This is a genomic window from Adlercreutzia wanghongyangiae (assembly GCF_035989245.1).
Classification (GTDB): Bacteria; Actinomycetota; Coriobacteriia; order Coriobacteriales; family Eggerthellaceae; genus Adlercreutzia; species Adlercreutzia wanghongyangiae.
Map to the genome: position 1 here is coordinate 116803 of NZ_JAYMFF010000007.1, position 24619 is coordinate 141421.

The following is a 24619-nucleotide window of genomic DNA, read 5'->3' on the forward strand; positions in this document are numbered from 1 at the left end:
CTATTCTCCTCGATTCGTTACGGCGCCTACCGTTGCGAGCATAATGCGCAGATCCCGCGGCAGACTGAATTTCTTTACATCCTGTAAATTGTATTCCATTTTCAGAGGCAAAATCTCCTCCACATAAACTTTATCCGCGTCCTCGGCCCCATTCAGCAAATCAGCTTCATCCTTGAACTGAATGCTGGCCGTGGAAGTGACGCCCGCAGGTAGAAGCAGCGTTGCCATCATCTCGGGCGCGTAGCCTTCCACGTAGCGGGGCACCTCCGGGCGCGTACCCACAAACGTCATGGTCCCCCGCAGGATGTCGATCAGCTGGCTGATCTCGTCAAGGCGATAATCGCGGATCTTGGCACCGACGCGCGTTACCCGCGCGTCGGTGCCCGTCGTCACGGCACTGCCCATTTGATCAGCCCGATCACACATCGTGCGAAACTTGAAGATACGAAACCGCCTGCCGTATTGGGTGACGCGTTCCTGGCGATAGAACACCGGGCCAGGCGAGTCCGCTTTGATGGCAATAGCCAGCACAAGGAACGCCGGGCTGAGCAGCACCAGCAAAAACGCCGCCGCCACAATATCGAAGCAGCGCTTGCCCACCAATTGTGCCCTCTTAGCCGCTAGGGCCTCGTAGTAGGGCCTGACCGCCTCACATTGCAGCTCGTCAGGCAGCGCATTCCAAGGAAGAAGCCTCACCGAGCCCCTCCGACTATTCTTGCAAACGTAGAGGCCACATAGTGAGCCTGATCGTCAGTCAAGCAAGTGTGCAGCGGCAAGGTCACCTCGTTGGCGAAACGGGCATAAGCCCGAGGGTAATCGGCAATATCAAACCCAAGATCCTTGTAGGCCGTCAACAGCGGGAGTGGCTTGTAGTGCACATTCGTGGCCACACCGCGGTCGGCCATGGCCTCGATGATGGCATTGCGCTCATCGAACGACACCCCAGGCACGCGGCAGATATACAAATGGCCCGACGAGGCATAATCGCCGCCCACATGGGGAAGAGGCTCCACCTCCAACGACTTCAGATAACTATCGTACAGGGCGATCAACTGGCGGCGACGCTGAAGCATCCCCTCATAGCGCTTCAGCTGAACCAGGCCCAGAGCAGCCTGGATATCGGTCATATTGCACTTGTACCATGGCCCCAGCACGTCGTACTCCCAAGCGCCGAGTTTGGTCTTTGCCAGCGCGTCCTTCGACTGCCCGTGCAGCGAGAGCAGCTGCACCTTCTTATACACCTCGTCGTCGAGCACCTCGCTCGGAAGATTCCAGGCCAGGCAACCTCCTTCCGCTGTGGTGAAATTCTTCACCGCATGGAAGGAGAACGACGTGAAGTCGGCAACCGATCCGATCATACGACCATGGTAGGTGGCGCCCAGGGCATGGGCGGCATCCTCGCACACGGCCACACGGCCCAACGCCCCCTGAATGGCCGAGGCAGGGCTGAACAGCGATCGTTTTTCCTCCAACACCGCGAAGATGCGATCGTAGTCGCAGGGCACACCGCCCAAGTCGACGGGGATAACGGCCTTGGTTCGCACGGTAATGGCGCGCCCCATGGCATCGTAGTCCATCTCGAAGGAGTCGGCTGCGCAATCCACCATAACGGGTGTGGCACCCACATGGCAGATAACCGACGCACTGGCGGTGTAGGTATAAGCCGGCACGATAACTTCATCACCCGGGCCCACTCCCAGCACGCGCAGGGCCATTTCCGCACACGCCGTCTGGGAATTCAGGCACACGCAGCGCGGTACCCCCAGGTAAGCCGCCAATTGACGCTCCAGCTCCTTCACCCGCGGTCCGGTGGTAATCCACCCCGATCGCAATGCGTCGGCCACCTCGGCGATCTCCTCTTCGGTAATGTCGGGCGGCGAAAACGGAATGTTCATCTTCTCGGTCATACCACTTCTCCTGCGCTATTGGAATTCAGGCGTGTACGTAGGAACCGCTTCTTTCAACGCCCGCTTAATATCGTCACGATCTCGAGGAAGCGCCTCCTCCAACTTCGCCAGTCGCTCTTCTACGCTAGCTACCTCAGGGCGCACGCCCTTAATCACCGTGATGGCCCCGTTGGCCGTGGGCACCGTGGGCTCATCGTCCATGTTCAGTTCCTCGTACAGCTTTTCGCCAGGACGCAAACCAGTCACCTTGATCTCAATATCCTCACCCACTGTCAGACCCGACAAGCGAATCAGGTTCTCGGCCAAGTCGTAAATGCGCACCGGTTCGCCCATATCCAGTACGAAAATCTCGCCGCCCTCGGCCAACGCTCCCGCCGTAATAACTAAGCGAGCCGCCTCGGGAATAGTCATGAAGTACCGTGTGATATCCTGGTGAGTCAGCGTAATGGGACCGCCCGCTTTCAGCTGGCGCTTAAACAGGGGGATCACCGAACCGTGGGAACCGAGCACATTGCCAAAGCGCACCGAGGCGAACGCAGTCTGCGACCGCTGAGCGTAATATTGCACAATCATTTCGCACATGCGCTTCGTGGCGCCCATCACATTGGCGGGATTCACCGCCTTGTCGGTGGAGATGAGGATGAAATGAGAGCAATCGCGCTCATCGGCCATACGTACCACATTTAAGGTGCCAAACACATTGTTCTCGATAGCCTCGCGGGGGTTCGACTCCATCAGTGGCACATGCTTATGGGCCGCCGCATGGAACACCACCTGGGGCCGATGGCGCTCGAACACCTCTTCCAGGGCAGGAAGATGGGTGATAGAGCCGATCTCGGTCACAATCTCGATGCCCGCCTCTTGCGCGGCCCCGGAAATTTCATGGTACAGCTCGTATACCGTATTCTCGTAGATATCGAACAGCACGATCTTGGCCGGTTTGGCAGGCAGCAGCTGGCGCACCAGCTCGCTACCGATGGAGCCGCCGCCGCCAGTGACGAGCACCACGGCTCCCTTCAGATAGGTGCCCACCAACCCTTCGTCCAGAGCTACTTCCTCGCGTGCCAGCAGGTCGGACACCTCCACATCGCGAATGGGCACACGACCCAGCTGCTCTTCGGGGATATCCTTCACGCGCTCGGGCAACGTGAGTACCTTCCGGCCCGTTTCCATGCACAAGTCGTACACATGACGCTTCTGTTTCTGAGTACCCGAAGGAATGGCGACCACAATCTGATCAACGGAGAACTGCTTGCACAAGCGGGGAATATCCGCGCAACTGCCGAGCACCTTCACGCCATGGATACGACGGCCGATCTTGCGCCCGTCATCATCCACATAGCCAATGGGGCAACCGACGATCTCGTCGCTGCCTGCCAGCATGCGGCTCACCACCAGCGATCCGCTCTCGCCAGCACCCACGATTAGAGTACGCGCCTCGCCAGGAGCCTTCACACCCAAAAACGACCAGCTACGCCCCTTGGAGTTCACGCGAATCGAGAAGCGAGCCATACCGCAGATGATGAGCAAAATGGCCCATGCACAGATGTACACGCGGAAGGGCATACGCTCGTCGAACAAGAGGGCGCCAAGCACATCGCCCACCACCGAGGCGACTACCGTCGCCACCACGATGCGAGCCGCATCGTCTACGCTGGCGTACTCCCACAAACTGTTGTACATGCGGAACACGCCGAACACGATCACGTTCACCGCGGCAAGAAGCACCATCTGCCCGATGAAGAACGGCGAGGCGAGATCGATCTCCCCCGCCCTCGTGCCCCAAGCTGCAATAAGAAACGACACCACCGTGGCGGCAACATCGATGATCACCAGCGGCAGCGACCGCACGATAAAGCGTTTGATGTTTCGCGTACTATTCATAAGGAACAGGCCAACCTCTCGATTCAACCGCGCAAAAATTGCACGTCGCTAATCAACGAGCACAATGCCGGCAACATTACCCCCCGCTAGCTGCAATTCCTGCAGCGTATCGCACAGTGTGATCTGGGAATCCTTCCAGGTGCGCACCACTACAACGGTCGCCTGAGCTGCTCGAGCCCCATAGGCCGCAGCCATCCCATCAGAAAGCGGAGCGCACTTGAGAACAGCGCCCGCAGACTCGCCGGCACGCATCGCTGCCGCGAGATCGTTACCCCCTAGAGCAACAACGTGGACCTGGGGCCACTGAGCCTGCATCGCCATCTTCAAAGCCTCGCAAAGCTGCTGGGTGTCGATCGCCGATACCGGCACAACACCGACCGAACCGACCAACTCCTCCGACGCAAACTGCACGTTAGCCCACAAACGTTCACCATCCTGGAGAGTGACCCCCCCGGCCAACACCGGAACAGCAGTGCATTCGCCCACATTCTCCTTGGTTTTCAACGGGCGGCGCACCGCATCAATCAACACGAGAACACACCCAATGGCAAACAGGCCGCTCAGCAGCCCCACCACCGCATACTTAACCACATTGCTCGAGCCACTGCCTGTCGCGCCAGTAGCTTGCGATACGGTAAACACACACGACCGCAATGCGGCAACGCGATCAGCTGACGAGGCTCCTGCTCCGAAAGGCTCGCCCGCATCCAATGCCGAGGAGGACGTCTCACTTACCGAGTCCCAATATACTTCACTCTGCTGCATAAGGGCAGCTTGAATAGCGTCGGCCGATTCTTGGGCGACGCTATTAACAGTATGCACCGCCTCATCGGCACTTACGCCCGTCGCAGTGAATTCAATGGATTGAGTGGTTGCGTCAGCCTTGGATGTCATGCCGGCATCTCCGCCAGCCGAAACCACGTTTTGCGCCACTGCACTCGCCAAGTTCATCAAATTTGCTGTATTGAGTATCCCCGAAGGATCGGTTACCGTTAGCGTAGCCGCTGCCGTATAGCTTTCGCCCCGTGAGCTTTCCTTGACGAACATGAAGCCACCGGCAAGTAGCCCACACAAGAGAGGAACAACAACAACCCATTTCGCATAATGTCGAACAAGAAGCCAAAGATCGCGCAATGTCACAATAACCTCAATTCACTAAGTCAATATCTTTTTCATTCTATCCCAAAAGAGTTTCGAGCAATAGTTCGCGAGAAAAAACAACGACTTCCTAACTTCGCAGCCCGGGTCACCCGTTGCCCTCGCCCTTTTCAATTTTAATGCCATCGAATGGCACACAATACCCATCGCCCGCGAAAGAGTAGTACGCGAGGGCCAGAACCGCAATAAACGAGACGCTGAAAACGGGCTCCGTGATGCCGTTCAAATAGTACGCACCCAGCACCGCTGCATACACGGCAGCCTCTTGCCGCGTGCGAAATCTATACAATACGAAAGCCACCAGCCCCAGCATTGTGCAAAGCACTAGCACACCCAGCATGCCGCTGTTAAGCCAAATGTCCAGAAAGCCATCATGCGCATGATAATACTGCCGATCGTTCACCCACAGCTCCCTATAACCGGATACCCCGCGCCCGATAAAGAAACACCGAATACCTTGCAGCTCAAACACCTTATCCCATATGAAGGTTCTTCCGGTAAAGGTGAGCGACTTCCCCAATGCGTCCACAATGATGAAATCGAATAGATGCTGCAGCCTGAACACGACAATTGCCAAAAAGCCAGCAACTCCCATGATCGTCACCGTGAGCCCATTCAAATATCTTCGAAGCGCCTCCCATCGAGCGCAGAGCACAAGTACAACAAGAAACGTCAACGCCAACAATGTCGCCGACGAGGTGGCAAGGTAAACCGTAAGAATTGAAACAGCGAGCACGAAAAGAGACCGCACGCTGAGCCATCGTCCACAGCAAGCATCGAGCACAAAGGACGAGCAGAGGGCAGGAAATAAAATGCGATAGGCGCTGTCTTTATTGCCGTAAAAAAAGTTACCGCTTTGCGCCGTGCCATTCGTGGCATATACCCCCTCGGGAAAAAGAAGAGCCGAGGCAAGATTGAGCACCGACAACGTAAATGTCACTACGAATAATCCCCACAGAAGCTCTCTTTTCATAGAGCGTCCAAAAGCAGCTACGAGCATAACTATCGCGAAACACGGAAGCCATTTGGAGAACCAAAGATTGATCGCGCCACCATAGAACAACGTTGACAGCAACACTATCGCGGGCAAAATCACACTGAGAAGCGAGAATACGTCTTTCCTGGCAAGGAGGACGTAGAGCAACGCACATGCAACAGCGGATATCACGCCGCCCCATGCATAGGCATCTATGAACAACGATGTGCCAACGTGATTAATAATCTCAGGAGGAAAAAACGGCACAATTAGGATGGCGAAAATCCCGATGAACCATCGGCTGTTCAGCAAAGCAACTTTCTCCCTCATATGCTCCAACATCTTCATCTATCCTAGCTCTGCCTCTTGGCCATATCCCTCAACCACCTTAAAGGCTTTGTGGCCACGCGTCCCAGACGGAAAGACAACGAACCACGCAGCGCCCCTACCTCTTCTCGCACTTGCGCAAGATCATCACATGTCCGCCTCATACGTTCAGCGGGCTCCCGAACCTCAACCCCGAAAGCCCCAAAATCTTCGAGAAGTCCATATTGAGATCCACACTGATCCTCTGACAACGCAGCGTACACATTACGCGCATTTTGAAAAGCCTGAGCCACCAGAACGCCAAGATGGGCGCAAGTCTCCAAATCGATGGATTCAGGTAAAGTAAAAAGCTGGCGCGCCATGTCTTTGCCGCATGCAAAGTATCCGTAAGACTTCGCAAACGAAGGACTCGTAGTCATAATGGATCCGCTGCGTACGCGCCGCTTAAACAGGGGTCTCTTCAGGTGCGCAGCACGCTCGGCATGCAGACCAAGCGAAAACGTAAACGCATTGTCCTCGTGCATTATCCCTCGAATAAAACGCAGACTGTTCGATTCGATCGTCTCGCGGCGAGTCATGTACATGCAGGCGGACACAATATAATCTCGATTCGCCTGGAACAGTGCCAGCAACTCCGCCCCCGATCGTACCTCGTCATACTGAGTACTCCGGGTGTAGCTCGTTATGAACCATGCGTGTTCTTTTTTTAGCTGGACGCTCTCAAAGAAAGACTCAGCATCGAAATATAGAACGTCCAAATCCTGCGACTCCATACGCTCCGTCAGCTCCTCCAGAGCTGTCGGTACGAGCAAATCATCGGAATCCATGAAGTAGACGTATGTCCCACAAGCGGCATCAAGCCCCGCATTGCGCGCACAAGAAAGCCCCTGATTTGGCTGACTGAGAACCTTAATCCGGCCATCCCCACTCGCCAGCGACACAACTTCCTCCAGGGAGCCATCCGTCGAGCCATCATTTACGCAAATGATTTCGAAATTGCCCATGGATTGCGCAATTAATGACTCTATCGTTTCCCGAATAAAGGGCATTGCGTTGTATACAGGCACGATGATCGACACCAAAGGCTTGTCCTGCGTCGCCCCAACCACCACCTGCGGAAGAACGGGATCGCCCGCAAGCCTCATACGCTCGCGCTGCCGCATGGCCGCCACAATGAAAGCATGCAACTGCCAGCTATCGAAATACTGGTAATAGTCATCGGGATGACAGAGTACTTCGCCAAGCGCTTGCTCGTGGTCTGCAAGGTAATCGAGTATCTTCGCGCAGGCCACGCGATCACGCACTGTTTCGATATTGTATTTAATGACGGAAAGGGAGGTGTTGACAAAACTCAGCTCCGCACGCTGAAAAACCTTGTGCTCGCAAAGCGCACACCTCCAAGCCTCGAGGGCCTCCAGGAAACACAGCGGCTCTTTTTGCCTAGTATCTTGAATGCCGGTGTTCGTATTCACCCGATACCTGACATAGTCTCCCTCCACCGCCGTCACTCGATCGGCAAGCGCCATGGCCATGTACACAAAGAAAAGGTCATTGCTGTTGGGAAGACTCTGAAATCGCAAATTCTTCGACCGGACAAACGATGCCTTGAACAACTTCGACCATGGAGCCGGAGTGGTGATTCGAAAGAAGGTCTGCGGGACATCATCAAGATTAAACACCTCTTTACGCGGAAGCAGCTCCGGAAAGAGAAATTCGAAGCAATCACTCAGGAGGCCCGTAGCTTGGTCGTAGCGCCTTCCCCCAAAGAGCACAATGTCGGCATCGGTCTTTTGAGCCCGTGCGCAAACGGCCTCAAACATATCAAGCGAGAAGAAATCATCGGCATCCAAAAAGAGCAGATAGTTACCAGAAGCCCTCTCAATCCCCATATTGCGAGCTTGAGCCGCACCTTGCGCAGACCGTGTCAGCACTTTTACACGAGGATCGCGCTCTTGATATTTTGCGAGTATGAGAGGAGTGGAGTCTGTTGAGCCATCGTCTACGCACAGCACCTCGAAATCGGCCCATGTTTGCGCAAGAATGCTCTCCAGACAATCTTCGAGGTACCTTTCTCCATTATGAACCGGAACAATAACCGACAACGTCGTCACTAGGCTCTCCTTGCAACTCCATCACTCGCCTTTATTCTCCACAATCGAGAGATATCGCCATTTTTGTAATATACTCTACCTTTGCGCCTGCGAGCGCATCAATTCCCCCTCACGGTCGAGTGAAAGGCTGCTCTGTGAGCGATGTACTGCCTTCGAGCTTAAAGAAAAACTGGTTCACCATTTCCTCCCTTGTCTCAAAGGACTTTAAGCTGAAGTACCGCCGTAGCGTCCTCGGCGTTCTTTGGTCGGTGCTCAACCCTCTTCTAATGATGTGCGTATTAACCGCCGTGTTCAGCGCTTTCTTTCGCTTTCAAATCGAGTATTATCCCTTTTACCTTATTCTCGGCAACACTCTTTTCTCTCTCGCGATGGACAGCGCAACCTCAGCTATGACCTCAATCGTTGACTCATCTTCCTTGATCAAGAAGGTACGCATCGATAAACTCATTTTTCCCATTGAAAAAGTGCTTTTTCAGCTTGTTAATTTCGCAATTTCGCTCATTGCCGTTGCTATCGTCATGATTTTCCTTCAAATCCCCCCCACCTTCAATTTGCTTCTATTGCCGGTTCTTCTTTTTTACGTCACCATCTTTAGCTTAGGTCTTGGGCTTCTTCTCGCCTCTCTTGCTGTTTTTTTCCGTGACGTTATCCACATGTGGAGTGTTCTACGGCTTGCATGGATGTACGCCACCCCCCTCTTCTACCCCGTAGACATCCTGCCCGACTGGATGATGACCGTTGAGCTGTTCAATCCTATGTTCCATTACGTGCAGTACTTCCGCGACATTGCTCTGTGGGGCATCACACCTGGCGTTTCCGATAATCTCATCTGCCTAGCTATAGCGGCTGTCACATTCTTTGTTGGCCTTGGAGTCTTCCGTCGCCTTCAGCGCAAATTCATCCTCTATGTGTAAGGAGCGCCTCCATGCCCGCCCAAACAATTACCACGTTTCTGGCAAACCAGTCGGACTCCTTTGCCAAGACGTCCGAGCCCCCCATGATTCGCGTCAGCAACGTCACGATGGATTTCAACAGTGCCACTCAACAACTCAACTCTCTGAAGGAATACTTCATCGCTATAGCCAAGCGTGAGCTTATGTTCAAACGCTTCCGAGCGTTAGACGACATCTCCTTCGACGTGCAAAAGGGTGATGTGTTCGGAATATTGGGCACAAACGGATCAGGTAAATCAACCTTGATGAAAATCATCTCGGGCGTCCTCGAGCCAACTGTGGGTTCCGTGGAAATACGAGGAAACATCGCCCCCCTCATCGAGCTGGGCGCTGGATTCGATTTTGAGCTTACAGCGCGAGAGAACATTTTTCTCAACGGCGCCCTTCTGGGATATTCAAAAAGTTTCATTCAACAGCACTTTGACGAGATCGTTGATTTTGCCGAAATACGAGACTTTCTCGATTCCCCTCTTAAGAATTACTCGTCAGGCATGGTGTCTCGCATTGCCTTTGCCATTGCCACCGTTATCGTCCCCGACATCCTAATTGTGGACGAAGTTCTTTCTGTGGGAGACTTTATGTTTAGGCAAAAATGCGAGAAACGCATCCAAAGCCTTATTCGCGAGCATGGCACAACTGTCCTGCTCGTGTCCCACAGCAACAATCAAATCGAACGCCTCTGCAACAAAGCCGTTTGGATCGAAAAGGGTCATATCCGAATGATCGGAGAAGCTAAGACGGTAAGCCGGACTTATCAAGCACTCGGAGGACGCACGGGAAGTCAAGAGTCGGAGACCTTTATTTTTAATCTCCTCAACAGCAATACGCACTCTACCTCCGAGAAGATAGAGTGCGTTCTCGGAAAGGATCGTTTTGAGGTCAACTCTATTTGCGAATCCCTTCTCTCAAAGAATCGAGACTATCGAACTGTTGTCGTCGTGCCTGGAGACGATCCTCCCGTAGTAATGTCGGGATTGAGCATCGCAGGCGCTCTGGATGGCATCTGCCTCATGACAAAACGAGCAGAATTGTCCACCTTGGTCAGCTCTTATATTTCTCGCACTCGACCCGAAAGGGTCATCGTCCTCAGCCATGCCAACATTCAAGAAAACGTGCTTTCTTCGATTAAGGACATTGCTGGCCCCAGCACAGAAATGCACATCGTGGATGCAGACGACCTTGAACGCCTCTCAAGATTGGCTTATCGACTTGCCACCAAGCTTGGCGCTCAATGGGGCCACCATGCCATCTTATCGGCAAATCGAAGCGGTGTGGCATCTGCCACCGTTGCTCCAGTTTTCTTTCTGGAACCCACGCCTTATATCATCTGCTCTTTTGCTGGTCAATCAAATGATGAGCTCTCGGATATTTTTCGTGCGTCGCAAACCGAACGTGCATTAGTGGTGGGAAATCCCACCCCCCTTACCGATGAATTTCTCAACACTCTACAAGATGGACGCCTCCAATGGACGAGAATACCTGAGCAACCTGGCGATATAGCAAATTGCGAAGCTCTTTCTTGGTTAGCAAGTGAGGGTTTTGGGCGGTCTAATGGCTACACGACTGTGTTCGTCATTGCAGACGACAGCTATGTTGACGGCTTCTCGATAGCCGAAATAGTTGCGAGAGAGTCGGGGGCGATCATTTCTGTCGACACCACCAATCTCGATAGCACCGTGAAGCTTCTTGACTATGTACGTGCCAATCAGTCCAACCTTGAACGTATTTTTTTGGTTGGCGAAAACTCGGCCTTCGGTCCTGTCATGAAAGACCTCATCTGCAAAGTGCTCAACTAGCCCTAATCTCTTCTAAATAGATCTCGTGTGTAAAGGCGGTCACCCACATCTGACAAATCGTCGCTCCAACGATTGGCTATGATGATGCTCGAGCGCCGCTTGAATTCGTCTAGATTTGATAAGGCTGCGCAACCGGCAAACTCAGGAGCACCCAGCGTGGGTTCGTACACAACGCACTCCACGCCCTTGGCGGCGAGGCGCTTCATGATGCCCTGGATGCTGCTGGCGCGGAAGTTGTCCGAACCGCTCTTCATGGTGAGGCGATACACCCCCACCACCGGGTTTTCCATACCTTCGTCGCGCAGTTCGTCCACACGACGCGCCACCTCGTCGGCAATATAGTCCTTGCGTGTGCGGTTGGCCTGAACGATGGCCTCAATGAGATTCTGGGGCACGTCGTCGTAGTTGGCCAGCAGCTGCTTGGTGTCCTTGGGCAGGCAGTAGCCGCCGTAGCCGAACGACGGGTTGTTGTAGTGGTCGCCGATACGCGGGTCCAGTCCCACCCCCCCGATAATGGCAGCCGCATCCAACCCGCGCACGCTGGCGTAGGTGTCAAGCTCGTTGAAGTAGGCCACACGCAAGGCCAAATAGGTGTTGGCGAACAGCTTTACGGCCTCGGCCTCGGTGGCGCGCATGATCAGCGTGGGCACATCCGCATCCTGAGCCCCCTCTGCCAGAAGCGCCGCGAAACGCTCAGCGGCCTGCTGCAGCTCGACCTCGAAAGGCGATTCCGTGGGCACGCCCACGATGATGCGGCTGGGATGCAAGTTGTCGTACAGCGCGCGGCCCTCGCGCAGAAACTCCGGGCTGAACAGGAACTTGCCTGCGGGGTACCGCTCTGTCAGACCCTTCGTATAGCCTACGGGCACGGTGGACTTAACGACCATCACGGCCTCGGGATTCACTGTCAGAACCAGCTCCACCACTTGCTCCACCAAGCTGGTGTCGAAGAAGTTCTTTTCAGGGTCGTAGTTGGTGGGCGTGGCGATGATGACCATATCGGCGTCGCGATAGGCCGTCGCCCCATCGAGGGTCGCCGTCAGACGCAGGCCACCCGCCGCCAGGAAGGACTCAATCTCAGGGTCGGCAATAGGCGACTTTCCCTCGTTGATGAGATCCACCTTCTGGGGCACCACATCCACTGCTGTGACGTCGTTGTGCCGAGCCAGCAGCACCGCCAGTGAAAGCCCCACATACCCCGTACCCGCAACCGCTATGTTCACGCGAAACTCCTCGGATAGAGCCCAAATAAGATAAACTATGGGCATTATAGTACAGCTTCCCCTATCCGCCGTCGCTAGGATGCAGACCCCATGAGCAATCCCCGAACAAGCAGCGCCAAACCCCTTATCAGCTTCGTGGTGCCCGTGTTCAACGCAGCGCCTTATCTTAGCCAGGCTTTGCGCAGCTTGCGCGAGCAAACGTACTCGAACCTGGAGATCCTCTGCCTGAATGACGGGTCGACCGACACATCCCTGGCTATATTAGAGCAGCATGCATCGGAGGACGATCGCGTTCTTGTTGTCGACAAGCCCAACGAGGGCTATGGCGCCACCTGCAACCGCGGCATCAACGAGGCGCACGGGGAATGGATCGGCATTCTGGAGCCAGACGATTGGCTGTTGCCTGATGCCGTGGAAGCCATGATGGATACCGCCCAAGAAGCAGCCCGGATCGGCAGCGATGCAGATGCAGACCGAGCGGCAGTCCCCGATATTGTAAAAACCCCCTATTGGCGCGTGCTGTTCGCCGACACGCCTGAGCAGGCGCTCGTACATTGCTATTATCGGGGCACGCCCGCGCCCACGGGCGCCAAACAGCTGAGCAACGGTTGGCTCGCGCAGGGCGAACCCGCCGTTGCGTCATGCACAACGCTGATGGAGTACCATCCCTCCATTTGGTCGGCACTTTACCGCGCCGACTTTCTGCGCGAGCATGGCATCCGATTCCTGCCCATTCCTGGCGCGGGATGGGCCGACAACCCCTTTCTGGTGGAAACCATGGCCGCCGCTCGTTCCATCGCCTATCTGGACGAGCCCTTCTACTGCTACCGCGAGGAAACTCCGGCGCATTTCGACTCCACCATTCGCAATCAGCCCACTTTGGTATTCGATCGCTGGAACGACGGAGCCGATGTACTGGAGCGCCACGCGGGTCTCGATACCCGCGTGATGCAGGCCCACTACCATCGCGGTTTCAACAACCGGGACAAAGCTGCGGCTATTCTGGGGGAAGAGAGCCCTGTCACAATCGAAGAGACCGCCCGTATGTTCGCACGAATGCAACCCGAACTGGTGCTGGGCGACCCCGCTCTTTCCCCCGTCCAGAAGGCACTCTTCGCGACAACAAGGGGTATCGACTACCGGCCCTCCCTCCCGGAAACCCTCGCCTTCAAGGTGCGCTCTTTGCGCCAGCAGCTGCACAACGTGCGCACGGTCGGACTCCAGAGCGCGCGGGCAATCGCCCGACTGCATTAAGGGCAGCCTCAGGACTGCAACAAGATCCTTCGACTACGCGCTTCGCCCAGAATGACATATAGCCATCAGCAATCGCTGCCCAAAGCGTCATAATTACCTATCAGAGATCAGCAGGATCAAAATACCAGGTCACAGTCATCCACTTAAAATGAAGTGTAAAATCAAGTCAATATTTTTTTACCTATGATCTCTCGGCGAATCCGCATACTTCATTTATCCGACCAAGCGGCACCAGAGAGGCAGCACAAATCTTACGCATATCCAGAGTCTGTATGAGCGGCAACGCCTTTTCTCCTTCATGATATGGATGACGCACCGATCTCATCTTGAACAGCTTTCTCATGCGCGACTTTCCCTTTCCGCCAGAAGGCAGTGGAGCTGCGGGGTCAAGCCCCAAATACCTAAGCACACCTTCGAAGTCGGCGAGCATCACATCCTCGATGTCGGCGGCCGCTGCGATTTCAATCACTTCATCAGCAGATTCTTCAAGATCTTTGCGAAGCAAATTCCAACTCTCGCTTTGGAATTTGGAAATAGGCACATCATAGGAATCGGTGTCATAGCAGAGGAAAACCGTCCACGGTAGCGAGGGCCAGCGAGCACGGCATGACCGCTTGAACCATGCTGCTGAATTTGGCATCTGCGTAACCGTTCCCACATTATTGAACCGGACAAGTATGTCGCCCTGATCGCCAGCAATCATCAAATCGTCAAAGCCCCATTCGGACTCTTCCCCAAACGGAGTCGACACGAGTCTCTCGTCAGCCGCCGACCGGATATACTGCTCGTAAAAGACTCGCTCGGTGGCCCCCTCCACGATAAAGGCGACTCCTTGCACATATTCCAGCATAATCTACGCCTCGAGATACGAGAGCAGCTCGCGTGACCCGCGCTCACCCGAGGACATCAGCTCGAAAAGATACTCGCCAATACCGAGGCCCATGTCATAGGCTCTCGCCGTCAGCTTCGCAATCGACTTGGAACGAATGCGCTTAAAGGAGGCAACACCCTCCTCGTTAGGAACACCCACATATATCTGCGTCGGCTTCAAATATTGAATTAAGGCAGGAGAATGACTGGAAACGAGAAGTCGCGTATCGCCCTTGTTCTCGTCAAGTATCTCAAGAAGTACCTTCATGAGCTGCGGATGAATGCTCGTTTCCAGCTCTTCAATTCCGACCATCTCGGCATGACTCAAGCTAGCTAGAATGGTATTTGCCACCAACCATACGATCCTCTTCGTCCCTGTCGACATCCTCCTGATGTCGACAGGCTGATTGAGGTGCGTATCCTTTACAGTGACTCGATAAAGCTCGTCTCTGATCCTGAAGGGAATTCCCCCTTCCCCTTCCTGTGAGCCAAGACTCTTCAGCAGCTGCTCGTGCACTTCTTCTTGCAACTTGTAAGCGTCCACGGAAAACGAGTCGAATGTAGGAAAGAGCGTATACACTGCCGCAAGGAAATCACCGTAACGATCCTCGTTGCACTGGCGCAACCGATAAAGAGCGCGAGGCAAATCGTCGTCATTGAGGGCAATTCCCCCCTCCGTTGCCGGCTCTCCCTCGAATTCGATGGGAACAGAGGAGAACTTGTCCTGCGCATCGATTGCGTCGAACATTACAAATGCCATATTTTGAATCTTGCGAATTGCCGGATTGATATCGATGTTCTCGAAAGAAGTGAGCACATCGATGGCCAACTGAGCATCATCCAAAACAACGGTACTAAAAGAACGAGTATCGTATGTTTTCTTATATTTTCCTTCTTTTCTCTTTAGATAATTGGTCCATTTTCCTGTTTTCGACGCCTTAATCTCAATGCTTTCGTGAGTAATGCGCCGCCCCGTTCCGTCATCGCGTAACCAGGCGAATGAGAATCCGTATCTAATGTATCGATATCTCCCCAAACTCGGTTCATCCAACTCAACCTCAAAGCTAAATTCTTGATTTTGTAGCGCGGTCACCAAGGGGATGTAGCGCGTATAAGACATCATCGACAAACGGTCTTTCGGACTTGCCGTAATGAAAGACACTGCAAATCGCAGCGCTTCCATAAGATTGGTCTTACCATAGTTATTCGCAGAAATAATTGCCGTGATTCCCTCGAGCTCAAGGCGCGTAAAACCTAGGTTTCTCATTCCGCCAACTGAGACACTCGTCAACCCCATAATGCACCTCATATGTCGTATTATTTTTCCTATTCCAGAACATAATATCCATTTACTTCAAAATATATCATTTCAAAGTACCGGATACGCAAAAAATATTTTCATCGGAAAGATACTATCTGTTTGCCTTCAGGCGGGCGAACAGATTGGTGCTGTGGCGTTTCACGAAGGAGATGAGGCGGCTTTCCCACAGGGTGAGGGTGACGTTGCCGGCCTTCATGGGTGCCAGCGCCATTTTCATCATAGTGGTGCGCGGCTGGGCTTGTCCTAGCGCCTCCTGTGCGCGGGGCTCGCGAATGATATCGCGCACGGCCGCGCGCTTTTGCGCGCCCGATAAGGTGCAGTCGGCACAGGTGATGTTCTCTACGCTGCCCAGCAGGCGCTCAGCATGGCGCCGCGCCAGAAACTCCCGCACCTCCGGCGAATCCACACCCCACCCTGCGAACAGGTCGCACAGCCATTGGTCCTCCTCGCAGCGCTTCGCATGCAAGTCGGGGCGATAGCGCGTGTTCTCGCTCTCGGCGCGGGCACGCAGGAAATGATAGTAATGGCCGTCAAGACATCCGACGCGTTCCACCTCGCGCACTACATCGACGTTGAACGGAAGATCGTCCCAGAACGTCTCGGGGAACTGAATGTCCCTCTCTTGCAAATACTCACGCTGATACAACTTGTTCCACGGCGCATACAGCAGTTGTCGATCAAAAAGATCGTGGGCGTGCTCCCGAAACTCCTGTTGGGTCGCATACACCTGTTGAGGCGCCGTACGCACCTCGCGGAAATACTTGTCATCGGCGTAGTAAGTATCGATATAGAAGCCCGTTACCAGCAGCTGCAGTCCGTGCTCTTCGGCCATAGCGTGCATATCGGCCAGCATGGTCGGCTCGCACCAGTCGTCAGCGTCCATGAAGTACAAGTAGTCGCCCTGCGCGATATGCATGGCGTTGTTGCGCGCCCCGGCTGCCCCGGCATTCTGCTGGTGAATCACCCGCACTCGACCGTCAGCTGCGGCCAGGCGATCGCACAACTCGCCCGTGCGATCGGGGCTGCCATCATCCACGAGAATCACCTCGAAGTCGGCAAACGTCTGATCGAGCAGCGACTGCACACTGCGCTCGACCCACGCCTCCACCTTGTAGGCGGGGATGATAATGCTGATTGCCGGACGCTTCCCCATCGTTTCTTCCGTTCTCAGGATTTCAGATGCACACTAGTATAAACCACTTCGCGAAAGGCTATTGGTTCTTAAGCACAATCGAAATCGCTAAACCTAACGACCGTGCTTTCCATACCATTCGGGCTTATCCTCCTGCCGCAAGTGACGCCCATGATAATGATGGCGAAGCACCTTATCGAAAAGACCGAGCTTCCAGAGAATAAGAAACGAAACCACCATGAGGATGCCGGCCACCGCGAACACCAGCACGCCGTGGCTGTTGGACATCACCCAAGCTCCCAAGCCCAGCACTGCGGTCCATAGATAGACGATGATCACCGACCGCTTCACTCCATAGCCCTTACTGAGCAGAATATGGTGCAGATGCTTGCGATCCGCCTGCTGGATCGGCTGATGATGATACACACGACGCACGATAGCGGCCGCCGTATCGGCGATGGGAATGGCGGCAATTACCAACGGCACCGCCAGCACGATCACGGTCGGCGAACGCATAACTCCCATGAGCGAGATAATACCAAGCATGGCGCCGAGCATCAGTGAACCCGAGTCCCCCATGAAGATGCTCGCCGGCGTGAAGTTGAATCGCAGAAAAGCTAGCGTCGCCCCCAAGAGAATTACCGACAGCATGGCCGTCTCCCCCAGATTGCGCCCAAAGGCAATCAAAAACAGGAAGAATGCCGCGATGGCCGCAATGCCAGCAGCCAGCCCATCCAGGCCATCAATCAGGTTCATCACGTTCATGAAGCATACGAGGTACAACACCGTAAGCGGATAGGCAAACCAGCCGAATTCAATAAACCCATCCCCAAATGGGTTGGCAATACTGGAGAGCAGTAGCCCGGAAGCAGCAATGATCAGCGAGCCTACAATCTGGCCCAGCAGCTTCGCTCGTGGTGTTAGCGACCGAACGTCATCTATCGCACCCACCATAACAATGACGAAGAGTCCTGCGAGCACCCCAGCATGGTGAATACCGCGATCGTCGCCATGAATGTAGAAGCCCCACCAATTAAAGCAATACTCGCCGACCACCTCTACAAGGATGGTAACGAATATACCCATAGCCATAGCGAGTCCGCCCATGCGAGGCACGGGTCGCTTGTTTACACGGCGCTGATCGGGATAGTCAACCGCATCCAAACGCAGTGCGAGCCTTCTTGCCAGAGGAACGCAGAGGTACGTTACAACAAAGGCAATCAGGCCCAGCACTGCAAAATGTCGCAAAGATACAATCACACAAGCCAGTATAAACGAGAACTCGAGTCGTCGACCCTAGAACTGCAGCCCCTGCAGCCATTCGGTGAGTTCTTCCAGGGCTTCGTCGCTCACGCCCAGGCGCTGCTCGCGCTCCTGCAGGTATTTCTCGCGCTCCACGAACATGGACAGCTGCTCGTCGCTGTACTCCGATAGGTCGATGTCGCGGCTTTCCACGATGCGTTTGGCGAAGTCGGGCAGCTTGTCGTTCATGGCGGTGATCTTCACCACATCGCCCGTGTGCGGGGCCTCCACGTAGTAGCCGTCGCCCAGGTACATGGCCACATGGTGCACGTCGCCGCCATCGTCGAAGAACAGCAGGTCGCCGGGCAGCAGCTCCTCGAAGGGAACCTCCACGCCCACCTCGCACTGGTAGTAGGTGGTACGCGGCAGCTCGATGTTGAACACCTCGCGATAGCAGTACTGCACCAAACCCGAGCAGTCGAAGCCGGCCGGCGTGGTGCCGCCCCACAGGTACGGCACGCCCAAAAACGAATTGGCCAGGGCCGTCAGATCGTTCAGCGTACGGCCCTCGCGCACCGGCAGCGGCGCCCCGGCGGCAATCAGCTTGTCGAAGTCGGCGAAACGCTCGGCATCGATGGCGTTCTTGTGCTGCTGCATAGCCGTGTCAGCCGCCGGCGTAGCGGGCTTCTCCAGATACACGGGCACGTGGTACAAATCCTCGGCGCGGGCCATCTGCTCTTCCCAACGAGCCAGCGCCTGCTGGTACTCCTGGGTGGAGGCCACGTACGCCCGGTACTCGGCCACCAGCGCGTCGTACTCGGTCTTGTCGGCCACCGGATCCAGATACAAATCCAGGCCCGTTACCTCGTCCTTCACCGGCATCACGAACGTCTCGGTCAGCTCGTAGGTGAGCGGCACGTCGAAGCGCGTCAGGTCGTAGGTCTCGATAAGGTCCTGCAGCTTCTCGGAATAAAAGATGTCGGTGGCATAGCGCCCCACCAGAAAGTCGCAGGCATCCACGAACGAGTCGGTGTTCGACTTGCGCGCGCCGGCGTAGAAGTCGCCCATGGAGTTGCTCAGCAGGTCGGCATAGTCCGACAACGAGTCCTCCACCGTCTCGTACTGGCGGAAGTCGGCCATAATGGTGTATGTGGCACCCGAACCATCGTCCTCGCGCGTGGGCAGCTGCACGGAATTGCCCTTGTAGGTGCCCTTGATGCCGAACAGGTTGTTGTTCGGCGCCTGGGCCAGCGTGGAGTTGCCCGAGGCGGACTCCAGAATGGCCTGGGCGATCATCACCGAGGCGTACAGGTCGCTTTCCGCGGCGATGTTGCGCGCCGGCTCGCCCACCAGCGAGATGAACTTCTCGGTAGTGAGGTCCTCGCTGTAGTGTCGCGCCACATAGGACGAGTTGTCCATATGCGTGAACGAGATGGAGGGCACCGTGACGGCCACCTGCTTCAGCGGCGTCTGGGCCTGGCCCTTGTTCACGGCCGCCGTGTGACTGGAATCGGTCACGCCGCCGGCACCGTCGGGATCGGGCTTCTGAATGCCCTCGTCCACCGGGTTGTCGGGCGCGGGATTCTCGGGTTCCGGCGCCGGGTCGACCGGATCGACCGGGTCGGGATCCACCGGCGGCGCGGGCTCCTCGGAGGCGGCCTTCGCCACGGTGATGGTCACGCCCTGCCCCGCCACGATGTCGGTGCCGGGTAAGGGATCGGTGCTGAGGATGGCGCCCGGGGCCTTCGTGCCCGTGGAATCCTCCACCTCCACCACGGTGATAGCATCCTCGGGAACGCCCTGCTCCACCAGGAAGGCCTTCAGAGCCGCGCCGTCCATGGCCAGGCTCGGCCACTCGGGCATCGTCGTCACCTTCTCGGCCGCCGGGGGCTCAACCGGGTTCTGGCCCTCGCCCTCGCCCGGCGCGCCCGGAGCCTCGGGGTCGGTGGTCGCCGGAGGCACCGTCGTATCGTCATCCGCGTCTTCCGTGCTGTCGCCCTCGGCGGGCGGGTTCGCATCGGTGTCAGGATCAGGCGGCGTCGTCTCATCCGCCGGGCCCTCGTCCGCACCCTCGGTCGGCGGAACCGCGTCGGCATCGGGCGTTTCCGCATCCTCGACCGGAGTCTCCTCCGCCGGGGCCTCCACCTCGGGCTGCGTCTCCGGCTCTGGCTGAGCCTCGGGCTCGGCATCGTCCTGAGCGGCCGGCATGCCCTCGATGATGGCCTTCAGCTCGGCATACTGCGCCTCGTCGGTGAACACGCCATTGGCCTTCATCAGCTCAAGGTCGGCCAGCGTGAAGCGCTCGCCGCCGTTGATGCGGTTCACCAATTCCTCGTAGCTCTTCGGCAGCGGGTTGCCGCCCTCGGTACGAACGTTATTACCATCGCCATCGTCGGCGAAGCCCGTCTGGTATGTCGCGGCAACGCCGCCTACCGGAGCAACAACCAAAGCTGCAGCGGTCAGGAGCGATACTGCATTCTTCGATGAGGTCATCGCGCCTCCTTCAGCCTCTCAAATCTCCCAAAAGCGCACCTGCGGGTACGCGTATCCAAGACATTTTTGCCTCGAAGCCTGCATTATACCCCCACCGTTCGGGAAATCCAGGGAAAGAAAGGACGGAAAACGGCCCTTCACGTGGGAAAAGAAACGCAACGCTCTTGTCAAGAAGAACAGAAATCAATAACTGAACTGGTATTTTTTCCTTTGGCAGCCGGTCAAAACGCCGAACATGGCGAATTTGTAAAAAGTGAAAAACTCCGAGCAACGCGCCGTTTTCGCTGATAAGCGGGGTCATTTATTCAGGGAATTGTCAGGGAAGAAGGCCCTTTCCCACCCCTTAGCTCACCAAGCGGCGGGCGAAATCGGGCACGAAGTACTCCATGGTCTGGCGCACCACGCGCCCCTTGCCCGAGGACGCATGCAGATATTCGCCGTCGCCGGCATAGATGGCCACATGGTACACGCCCGAGCCCGATCCCCAGAACAGCAGGTCGCCGGGCAGCAGGGCGTCCATGGACACGCTCTCGCCGAGGGCGCTCTGCTCGGCGGCCGTGCGCGGCAGATCGATACCGAGCGCCTGGTCGTACACCCAGCGGGTGAATCCGGAGCAGTCGAAGCCCGAGGGCGTAGTACCGCCGTACACATAGGGAACGCCGCGCAGATCCATGCCGGTATCCACCACGGCCTGGCGGCGCTCGGCGCGCTCCTCCTCGGCAGCGCGCTCGGTTGCAGCGTCGGCCACCGAACCCACGTACTCCTTAATCTCGTCGGCAAAAGCGCCGATGTGGGCGAAGGGGCTTTCCGCAACGGCATCGGCCGCCGGGGTGGCGCCAGCCGCAGGCGCGGCGTCGGCAGCATCGGCGCCATCGGCATAGGCGGCAACCGGGCCTGCAGCGGTAACGGTCAGGGACAAGGCGCAGGCGAGCGTCAGGGCGCGGGCCCGCTTGAAAACATTTTGGTAACTAAGCATGACGCGGAGTCTATAAGCCGCGCCGCGCCCTGCCAAGCCCCTCCACAAGTCCCGCGCGAGATGCCGACAGGGCGCCCACGTTCACTTCGCGAGCCCTCCGCAACCGCTTCGCACAACCTTCATCCCTTATGGGGAAGGTCAGCGGCGGCCCGCTACACCTCGCGGGGCACTTCCCCCGTCTCCAGCAGGCGCAACAGCGCGGCCTCGTCCAGCACCGGCACGCCGAGGGCCACGGCTTTGTCGTACTTCGAGCCGGCGGACTCCCCCGCCACCACGAAACTCGTCTTCTTCGACACCGAGCCCGATACCTTCGCGCCCATGGCCTTCAGACGCGCACCGGCCTCGTCGCGGGTCATGCCCGATGAGGCCAAGGTGCCCGTCAGCACAAAGGTGAGCCCCGCCAGCACCTGGGGCACCTCCTCGCCTGGCACCATCGTCTCGGCAGCCATGGTCACGCCCGCGGCGCGCAAGCGGTCGATAACCGACACGTTGTCGGGCGTGCGCATGAACAGCCACAGCCCGTGGGCGATTTTCGGCCCCACGCCGTCGATGGCCGCCAGCTCGTCCTCGCCGGCCGCGGCCAAAGCCTCCATGCTGCCCACCGCCGCCGCGATGGTCTCGGCCGTGGTCTTGCCCACGTGGCGAATGCCCAAACCGAACAGCACCCGCGCGAACGGCCGGCGCTTCGAGGCCTCGATGGCCGCCACCAGCTTCTTCGCCACCGTGCGCCCCAGGCGCACCGCATCGCCGTCGGCCTTCACGCGGCCCATGTCCAGGCAGGCCAATTCCTCCTCGGAAAGCGAGTAGTAATCGGCTACATCCGACATGCGCCCGCTCTCCACCAGCCGCGACACGATTTCATCGCCCATGCCGTCGATGTCCAGCGCCCCCCGGCTCGCCCAGTGCACCAGCCGCTCCAGGGCCTGGGCCGGGCAGTCGATGGAGATGCAGCGGAAGGCCACCTCGCCCGGGTCGCGCACCACGGGACTGCCGCAGCTGGGGCATACCGCAGGCATGTCCCACACCTGGGCTTCGGGGCTACGCAGGCTGAGCACCGGCCCCAACACCTCGGGAATGACGTCGCCCGCCTTGCGCACGATGACGGTATCGCCCACGCGCACGTCCTTGCGGTGCACCTCGTCCAGGTTGTGCAGCGTGGCCCGCGCCACGGTGGAGCCGGCCACCACCACCGGTTCCAGCTCGGCCACCGGCGTCAGCGCGCCGGTGCGCCCCACCTGCACGGTAATGTCGCGCAGAAGCGTGGTCTTCTCCTCCGGCGGGAACTTGAAGGCGATGGCCCAACGCGGCGCCCGGGCCGTAAAGCCCATGGCCCGCTGCCGGGAAAACGAGTTCACCTTCACCACCACGCCGTCTATCTCGTAGGGCAGCTCGTCGCGCCGCTTAATGGCGCGCTCGCAGAAGGCGCGCACCTCCGCGGCGGTATCGCACCGCTGCACATCGGGGTTCACGTGGAAGCCCGCGGCGCGCAGCCATTGCAGCAGCTCCCACTGGCCGTCCAGCTGCAGCGCCCGCTCGTCGGCGATGGCGTACATGAAGGTGGACAAGTCGCGGCCCTGGGTAACGCGCGCGTCCTTCTGGCGCAGCGAGCCGGCGGCGGCGTTGCGGGGGTTCGCGAAGGGCGCGCGGCCCTCGGTCACGGCGGCGGCGTTCAGCACCTCGAAGCTCTTCTTGGGCATGTACACCTCGCCGCGCAATTCCAGCGTATGCGTGCCGGGCGTCACGGCATCCATCGCATCGGGGCGCAGGCGCAGCGGCACGTCGCGCACCGTGCGCATGTTCACCGTCACATCCTCGCCCGTGGTGCCGTCGCCGCGGGTGGCCGCCCGCACCAGCACGCCGTCCTCGTAGGTGAGCGCAATGGAGCTGCCGTCGATCTTCAGCTCGCAGCACAGAGGCGGAAGCGTGCCGCCGCAGGCCTCGCGCACCCGCTCCATCCACGCGTCCAGCTCGTCCAGGTCCATGGCGTTGTCTAGCGAGTACATGCGCTGCTCGTGCACCACTGGCGCGAACTGGTCGCCCACATAGCCCCCCACGCGCTGGGTGGGGGAAGACGGCGTTACCAGCTCGGGATGGGCGGCTTCTATCTCGCGCAGCTCGCGCATGAGCGAGTCGAAGGCCGCATCCGAGATAGTGGGGGCATCCAGCGCATAGTACTGGTAGCTGTGGTGCTCGATCTCGCGGCGCAGCGCCTCGGCCCGCGCCGCCGGATCCGCGGCATCGAACAGGGCTTCCTGAGCTTCGGCCATGTGACATTCCTTCCGCCAAAAGGGCCCGGACGAATCCGGGCCCCGAGTCAATTCGCAACGGCTATGATACCACGCGCCCGCGCCGGCGCGATCCCATCGACCCTTAGTGAGTGTGGGCGATGCGCACCGTGGTGCGGGGAATGGTGATGCCCCACACCGCCATCTGCACGCCGCGTACCATGAGGAAGAACCCCAGGAACAGCGCGAAGGTGCTCGGCGCCAAGATGAAGGCAAAACCGCACAGCACCGAGGCCACACCGGTGAACAGCACCCAGCCCCAGCCGGGCAGGTCGTGGGCCATGCGCACGGCCGCCACGATCTCGAAGATGCCGTAGGCCATCACGAAGATGCCCAGCACCCAGGGAATCACCGCCGCCGATGCCAGAGGGTGCACGATGAACAGCACGCCCAGGATGATGTCGCACACGGCGTAGGCCAAAGCCCAGCCGCTCGCGCCATCGGCCCGGCGGTACTTGAAGTAGGCGTAGGCGTCCACCACGCCGGCGGCCAAGAACATGCAGCCGGCGATGACCGCCACGGCCACCAGCGTCAGGCCCGGCACCATCAGCAGCACGAACCCGATGAGAATCAGCGCGAGGCCGGCAACGAACAGCCCCCAATCGCGTCCCGTCTTGATATCCATAGTTACCACGCTCCTTAACCCTGGTTGTATACTATGCAACACCGTCATTGTAGAAGCGCCGCATGGGACGCGCGGACGGGCAGCGC

General features: G+C 57.5%; 19 protein-coding genes. 4 read left to right on the top strand and 15 right to left on the bottom strand.

All coding sequences use genetic code 11. The features are described 5' to 3' along the window. The 6 genes from VIN30_RS04635 to VIN30_RS04660 form a co-directional block, all read right to left on the bottom strand. Entirely contained in the window at window positions 1-600 is a 600-nt protein-coding gene (locus tag VIN30_RS04635) for a sugar transferase (RefSeq protein WP_338209716.1), read from the bottom strand. A 92-nt stretch (window positions 601-692) separates the two neighbouring features. Further along, on the bottom strand, window positions 693-1907 hold the full coding sequence (locus tag VIN30_RS04640; RefSeq protein ID WP_338209668.1) for a DegT/DnrJ/EryC1/StrS family aminotransferase: 1215 nt from the start codon (window positions 1905-1907) through the stop codon (window positions 693-695). Window positions 1908-1922: 15 nt separating this feature from the next. After that, on the bottom strand, window positions 1923-3791 hold the full coding sequence (locus VIN30_RS04645) for a polysaccharide biosynthesis protein (RefSeq protein WP_326424255.1): 1869 nt from the start codon (window positions 3789-3791) through the stop codon (window positions 1923-1925). A 48-nt stretch (window positions 3792-3839) separates the two neighbouring features. After that, window positions 3840-4931 carry a YveK family protein gene (locus tag VIN30_RS04650; protein WP_338209671.1) on the bottom strand — a complete coding sequence of 364 codons (1092 nt, stop codon included), beginning with the start codon at window positions 4929-4931 and terminating at the stop codon, window positions 3840-3842. Window positions 4932-5037: 106 nt separating this feature from the next. Further along, the gene (locus VIN30_RS04655) at window positions 5038-6273 is read right to left on the bottom strand and encodes an O-antigen ligase family protein (protein WP_338209674.1); all 1236 of its coding nucleotides are present in this window, start codon (window positions 6271-6273) and stop codon (window positions 5038-5040) included. Window positions 6274-6278: 5 nt separating this feature from the next. Beyond that, window positions 6279-8363: a glycosyltransferase gene (locus VIN30_RS04660; RefSeq protein WP_326424258.1), complete on the bottom strand. Its 2085-nt coding sequence runs from the start codon at window positions 8361-8363 to the stop codon at window positions 6279-6281. 134 nt (window positions 8364-8497) lie between these two features. Between VIN30_RS04660 and VIN30_RS04665 the strand changes: the two genes are divergently transcribed. Both VIN30_RS04665 and VIN30_RS04670 read left to right on the top strand, forming a co-directional pair. After that, a complete protein-coding gene (locus VIN30_RS04665) occupies window positions 8498-9277 on the top strand; it encodes an ABC transporter permease (RefSeq protein ID WP_326424259.1) in 780 nt (259 codons plus the stop codon). 11 nt (window positions 9278-9288) lie between these two features. Next, on the top strand, window positions 9289-11112 hold the full coding sequence (locus tag VIN30_RS04670; protein ID WP_338209677.1) for an ABC transporter ATP-binding protein: 1824 nt from the start codon (window positions 9289-9291) through the stop codon (window positions 11110-11112). Between the two features lie 2 nt (window positions 11113-11114). On the opposite strand, the gene VIN30_RS04675 is transcribed toward VIN30_RS04670, so the two are convergent. Further along, on the bottom strand, window positions 11115-12335 hold the full coding sequence (locus VIN30_RS04675; RefSeq protein WP_338209679.1) for a nucleotide sugar dehydrogenase: 1221 nt from the start codon (window positions 12333-12335) through the stop codon (window positions 11115-11117). A 90-nt stretch (window positions 12336-12425) separates the two neighbouring features. Between VIN30_RS04675 and VIN30_RS04680 the strand changes: the two genes are divergently transcribed. Next, entirely contained in the window at window positions 12426-13589 is a 1164-nt protein-coding gene (locus tag VIN30_RS04680; protein WP_338209681.1) for a glycosyltransferase, read from the top strand. Window positions 13590-13770: 181 nt separating this feature from the next. Here the strand turns inward: VIN30_RS04680 and VIN30_RS04685 are convergent, their stop codons facing one another. The 5 genes from VIN30_RS04685 to VIN30_RS04705 form a co-directional block, all read right to left on the bottom strand. Beyond that, the gene (locus tag VIN30_RS04685) at window positions 13771-14439 is read right to left on the bottom strand and encodes a hypothetical protein (protein ID WP_326424265.1); all 669 of its coding nucleotides are present in this window, start codon (window positions 14437-14439) and stop codon (window positions 13771-13773) included. A gap of 3 nt (window positions 14440-14442) precedes the next feature. After that, on the bottom strand, window positions 14443-15756 hold the full coding sequence (locus tag VIN30_RS04690; protein ID WP_338209684.1) for an AAA family ATPase: 1314 nt from the start codon (window positions 15754-15756) through the stop codon (window positions 14443-14445). A gap of 115 nt (window positions 15757-15871) precedes the next feature. Further along, window positions 15872-16933, bottom strand: coding sequence for a glycosyltransferase family 2 protein (locus VIN30_RS04695; protein WP_326424267.1), 1062 nt, complete (start codon window positions 16931-16933; stop codon window positions 15872-15874). A 93-nt stretch (window positions 16934-17026) separates the two neighbouring features. Beyond that, window positions 17027-18076 carry an MraY family glycosyltransferase gene (locus VIN30_RS04700; protein WP_338209686.1) on the bottom strand — a complete coding sequence of 350 codons (1050 nt, stop codon included), beginning with the start codon at window positions 18074-18076 and terminating at the stop codon, window positions 17027-17029. A gap of 132 nt (window positions 18077-18208) precedes the next feature. Then, complete coding sequence (locus tag VIN30_RS04705) at window positions 18209-20647, bottom strand: glucosaminidase domain-containing protein (protein ID WP_338209688.1); 2439 nt, start codon at window positions 20645-20647, stop codon at window positions 18209-18211. A gap of 141 nt (window positions 20648-20788) precedes the next feature. On the opposite strand from VIN30_RS04705, the gene VIN30_RS04710 reads away from it, so the two are divergent. Further along, the gene (locus VIN30_RS04710; protein ID WP_338209690.1) at window positions 20789-20935 is read left to right on the top strand and encodes a hypothetical protein; all 147 of its coding nucleotides are present in this window, start codon (window positions 20789-20791) and stop codon (window positions 20933-20935) included. A 55-nt stretch (window positions 20936-20990) separates the two neighbouring features. Here the strand turns inward: VIN30_RS04710 and VIN30_RS04715 are convergent, their stop codons facing one another. The 3 genes from VIN30_RS04715 to VIN30_RS04725 form a co-directional block, all read right to left on the bottom strand. Then, a complete protein-coding gene (locus VIN30_RS04715) occupies window positions 20991-21623 on the bottom strand; it encodes a C40 family peptidase (protein WP_338209693.1) in 633 nt (210 codons plus the stop codon). A 152-nt stretch (window positions 21624-21775) separates the two neighbouring features. Next, window positions 21776-23890, bottom strand: a complete 2115-nt coding sequence (gene ligA, locus VIN30_RS04720; protein WP_338209695.1) for an NAD-dependent DNA ligase LigA — start codon at window positions 23888-23890, stop codon at window positions 21776-21778. Window positions 23891-23993: 103 nt separating this feature from the next. Further along, window positions 23994-24533, bottom strand: a complete 540-nt coding sequence (locus VIN30_RS04725) for an HdeD family acid-resistance protein (RefSeq protein ID WP_326424273.1) — start codon at window positions 24531-24533, stop codon at window positions 23994-23996. Between the last annotated feature and the right edge of the window lie 86 nt (window positions 24534-24619).

Coding starts and splice junctions, on each gene's coding strand:
- VIN30_RS04640 (WP_338209668.1), bottom strand. CDS start 1,907: ATGACCGAGAAGATGAACATTCCGTTTTCGCCGCCCGACATTACCGAA.
- VIN30_RS04645 (WP_326424255.1), bottom strand. CDS start 3,791: ATGAATAGTACGCGAAACATCAAACGCTTTATCGTGCGGTCGCTGCCG.
- VIN30_RS04655 (WP_338209674.1), bottom strand. CDS start 6,273: ATGAAGATGTTGGAGCATATGAGGGAGAAAGTTGCTTTGCTGAACAGC.
- VIN30_RS04670 (WP_338209677.1), top strand. CDS start 9,289: ATGCCCGCCCAAACAATTACCACGTTTCTGGCAAACCAGTCGGACTCC.
- VIN30_RS04680 (WP_338209681.1), top strand. CDS start 12,426: ATGAGCAATCCCCGAACAAGCAGCGCCAAACCCCTTATCAGCTTCGTG.
- VIN30_RS04685 (WP_326424265.1), bottom strand. CDS start 14,439: ATGCTGGAATATGTGCAAGGAGTCGCCTTTATCGTGGAGGGGGCCACC.
- VIN30_RS04690 (WP_338209684.1), bottom strand. CDS start 15,756: ATGGGGTTGACGAGTGTCTCAGTTGGCGGAATGAGAAACCTAGGTTTT.
- VIN30_RS04695 (WP_326424267.1), bottom strand. CDS start 16,933: ATGGGGAAGCGTCCGGCAATCAGCATTATCATCCCCGCCTACAAGGTG.
- VIN30_RS04705 (WP_338209688.1), bottom strand. CDS start 20,647: ATGACCTCATCGAAGAATGCAGTATCGCTCCTGACCGCTGCAGCTTTG.
- VIN30_RS04715 (WP_338209693.1), bottom strand. CDS start 21,623: ATGCTTAGTTACCAAAATGTTTTCAAGCGGGCCCGCGCCCTGACGCTC.
- ligA (WP_338209695.1), bottom strand. CDS start 23,890: ATGGCCGAAGCTCAGGAAGCCCTGTTCGATGCCGCGGATCCGGCGGCG.
- VIN30_RS04725 (WP_326424273.1), bottom strand. CDS start 24,533: ATGGATATCAAGACGGGACGCGATTGGGGGCTGTTCGTTGCCGGCCTC.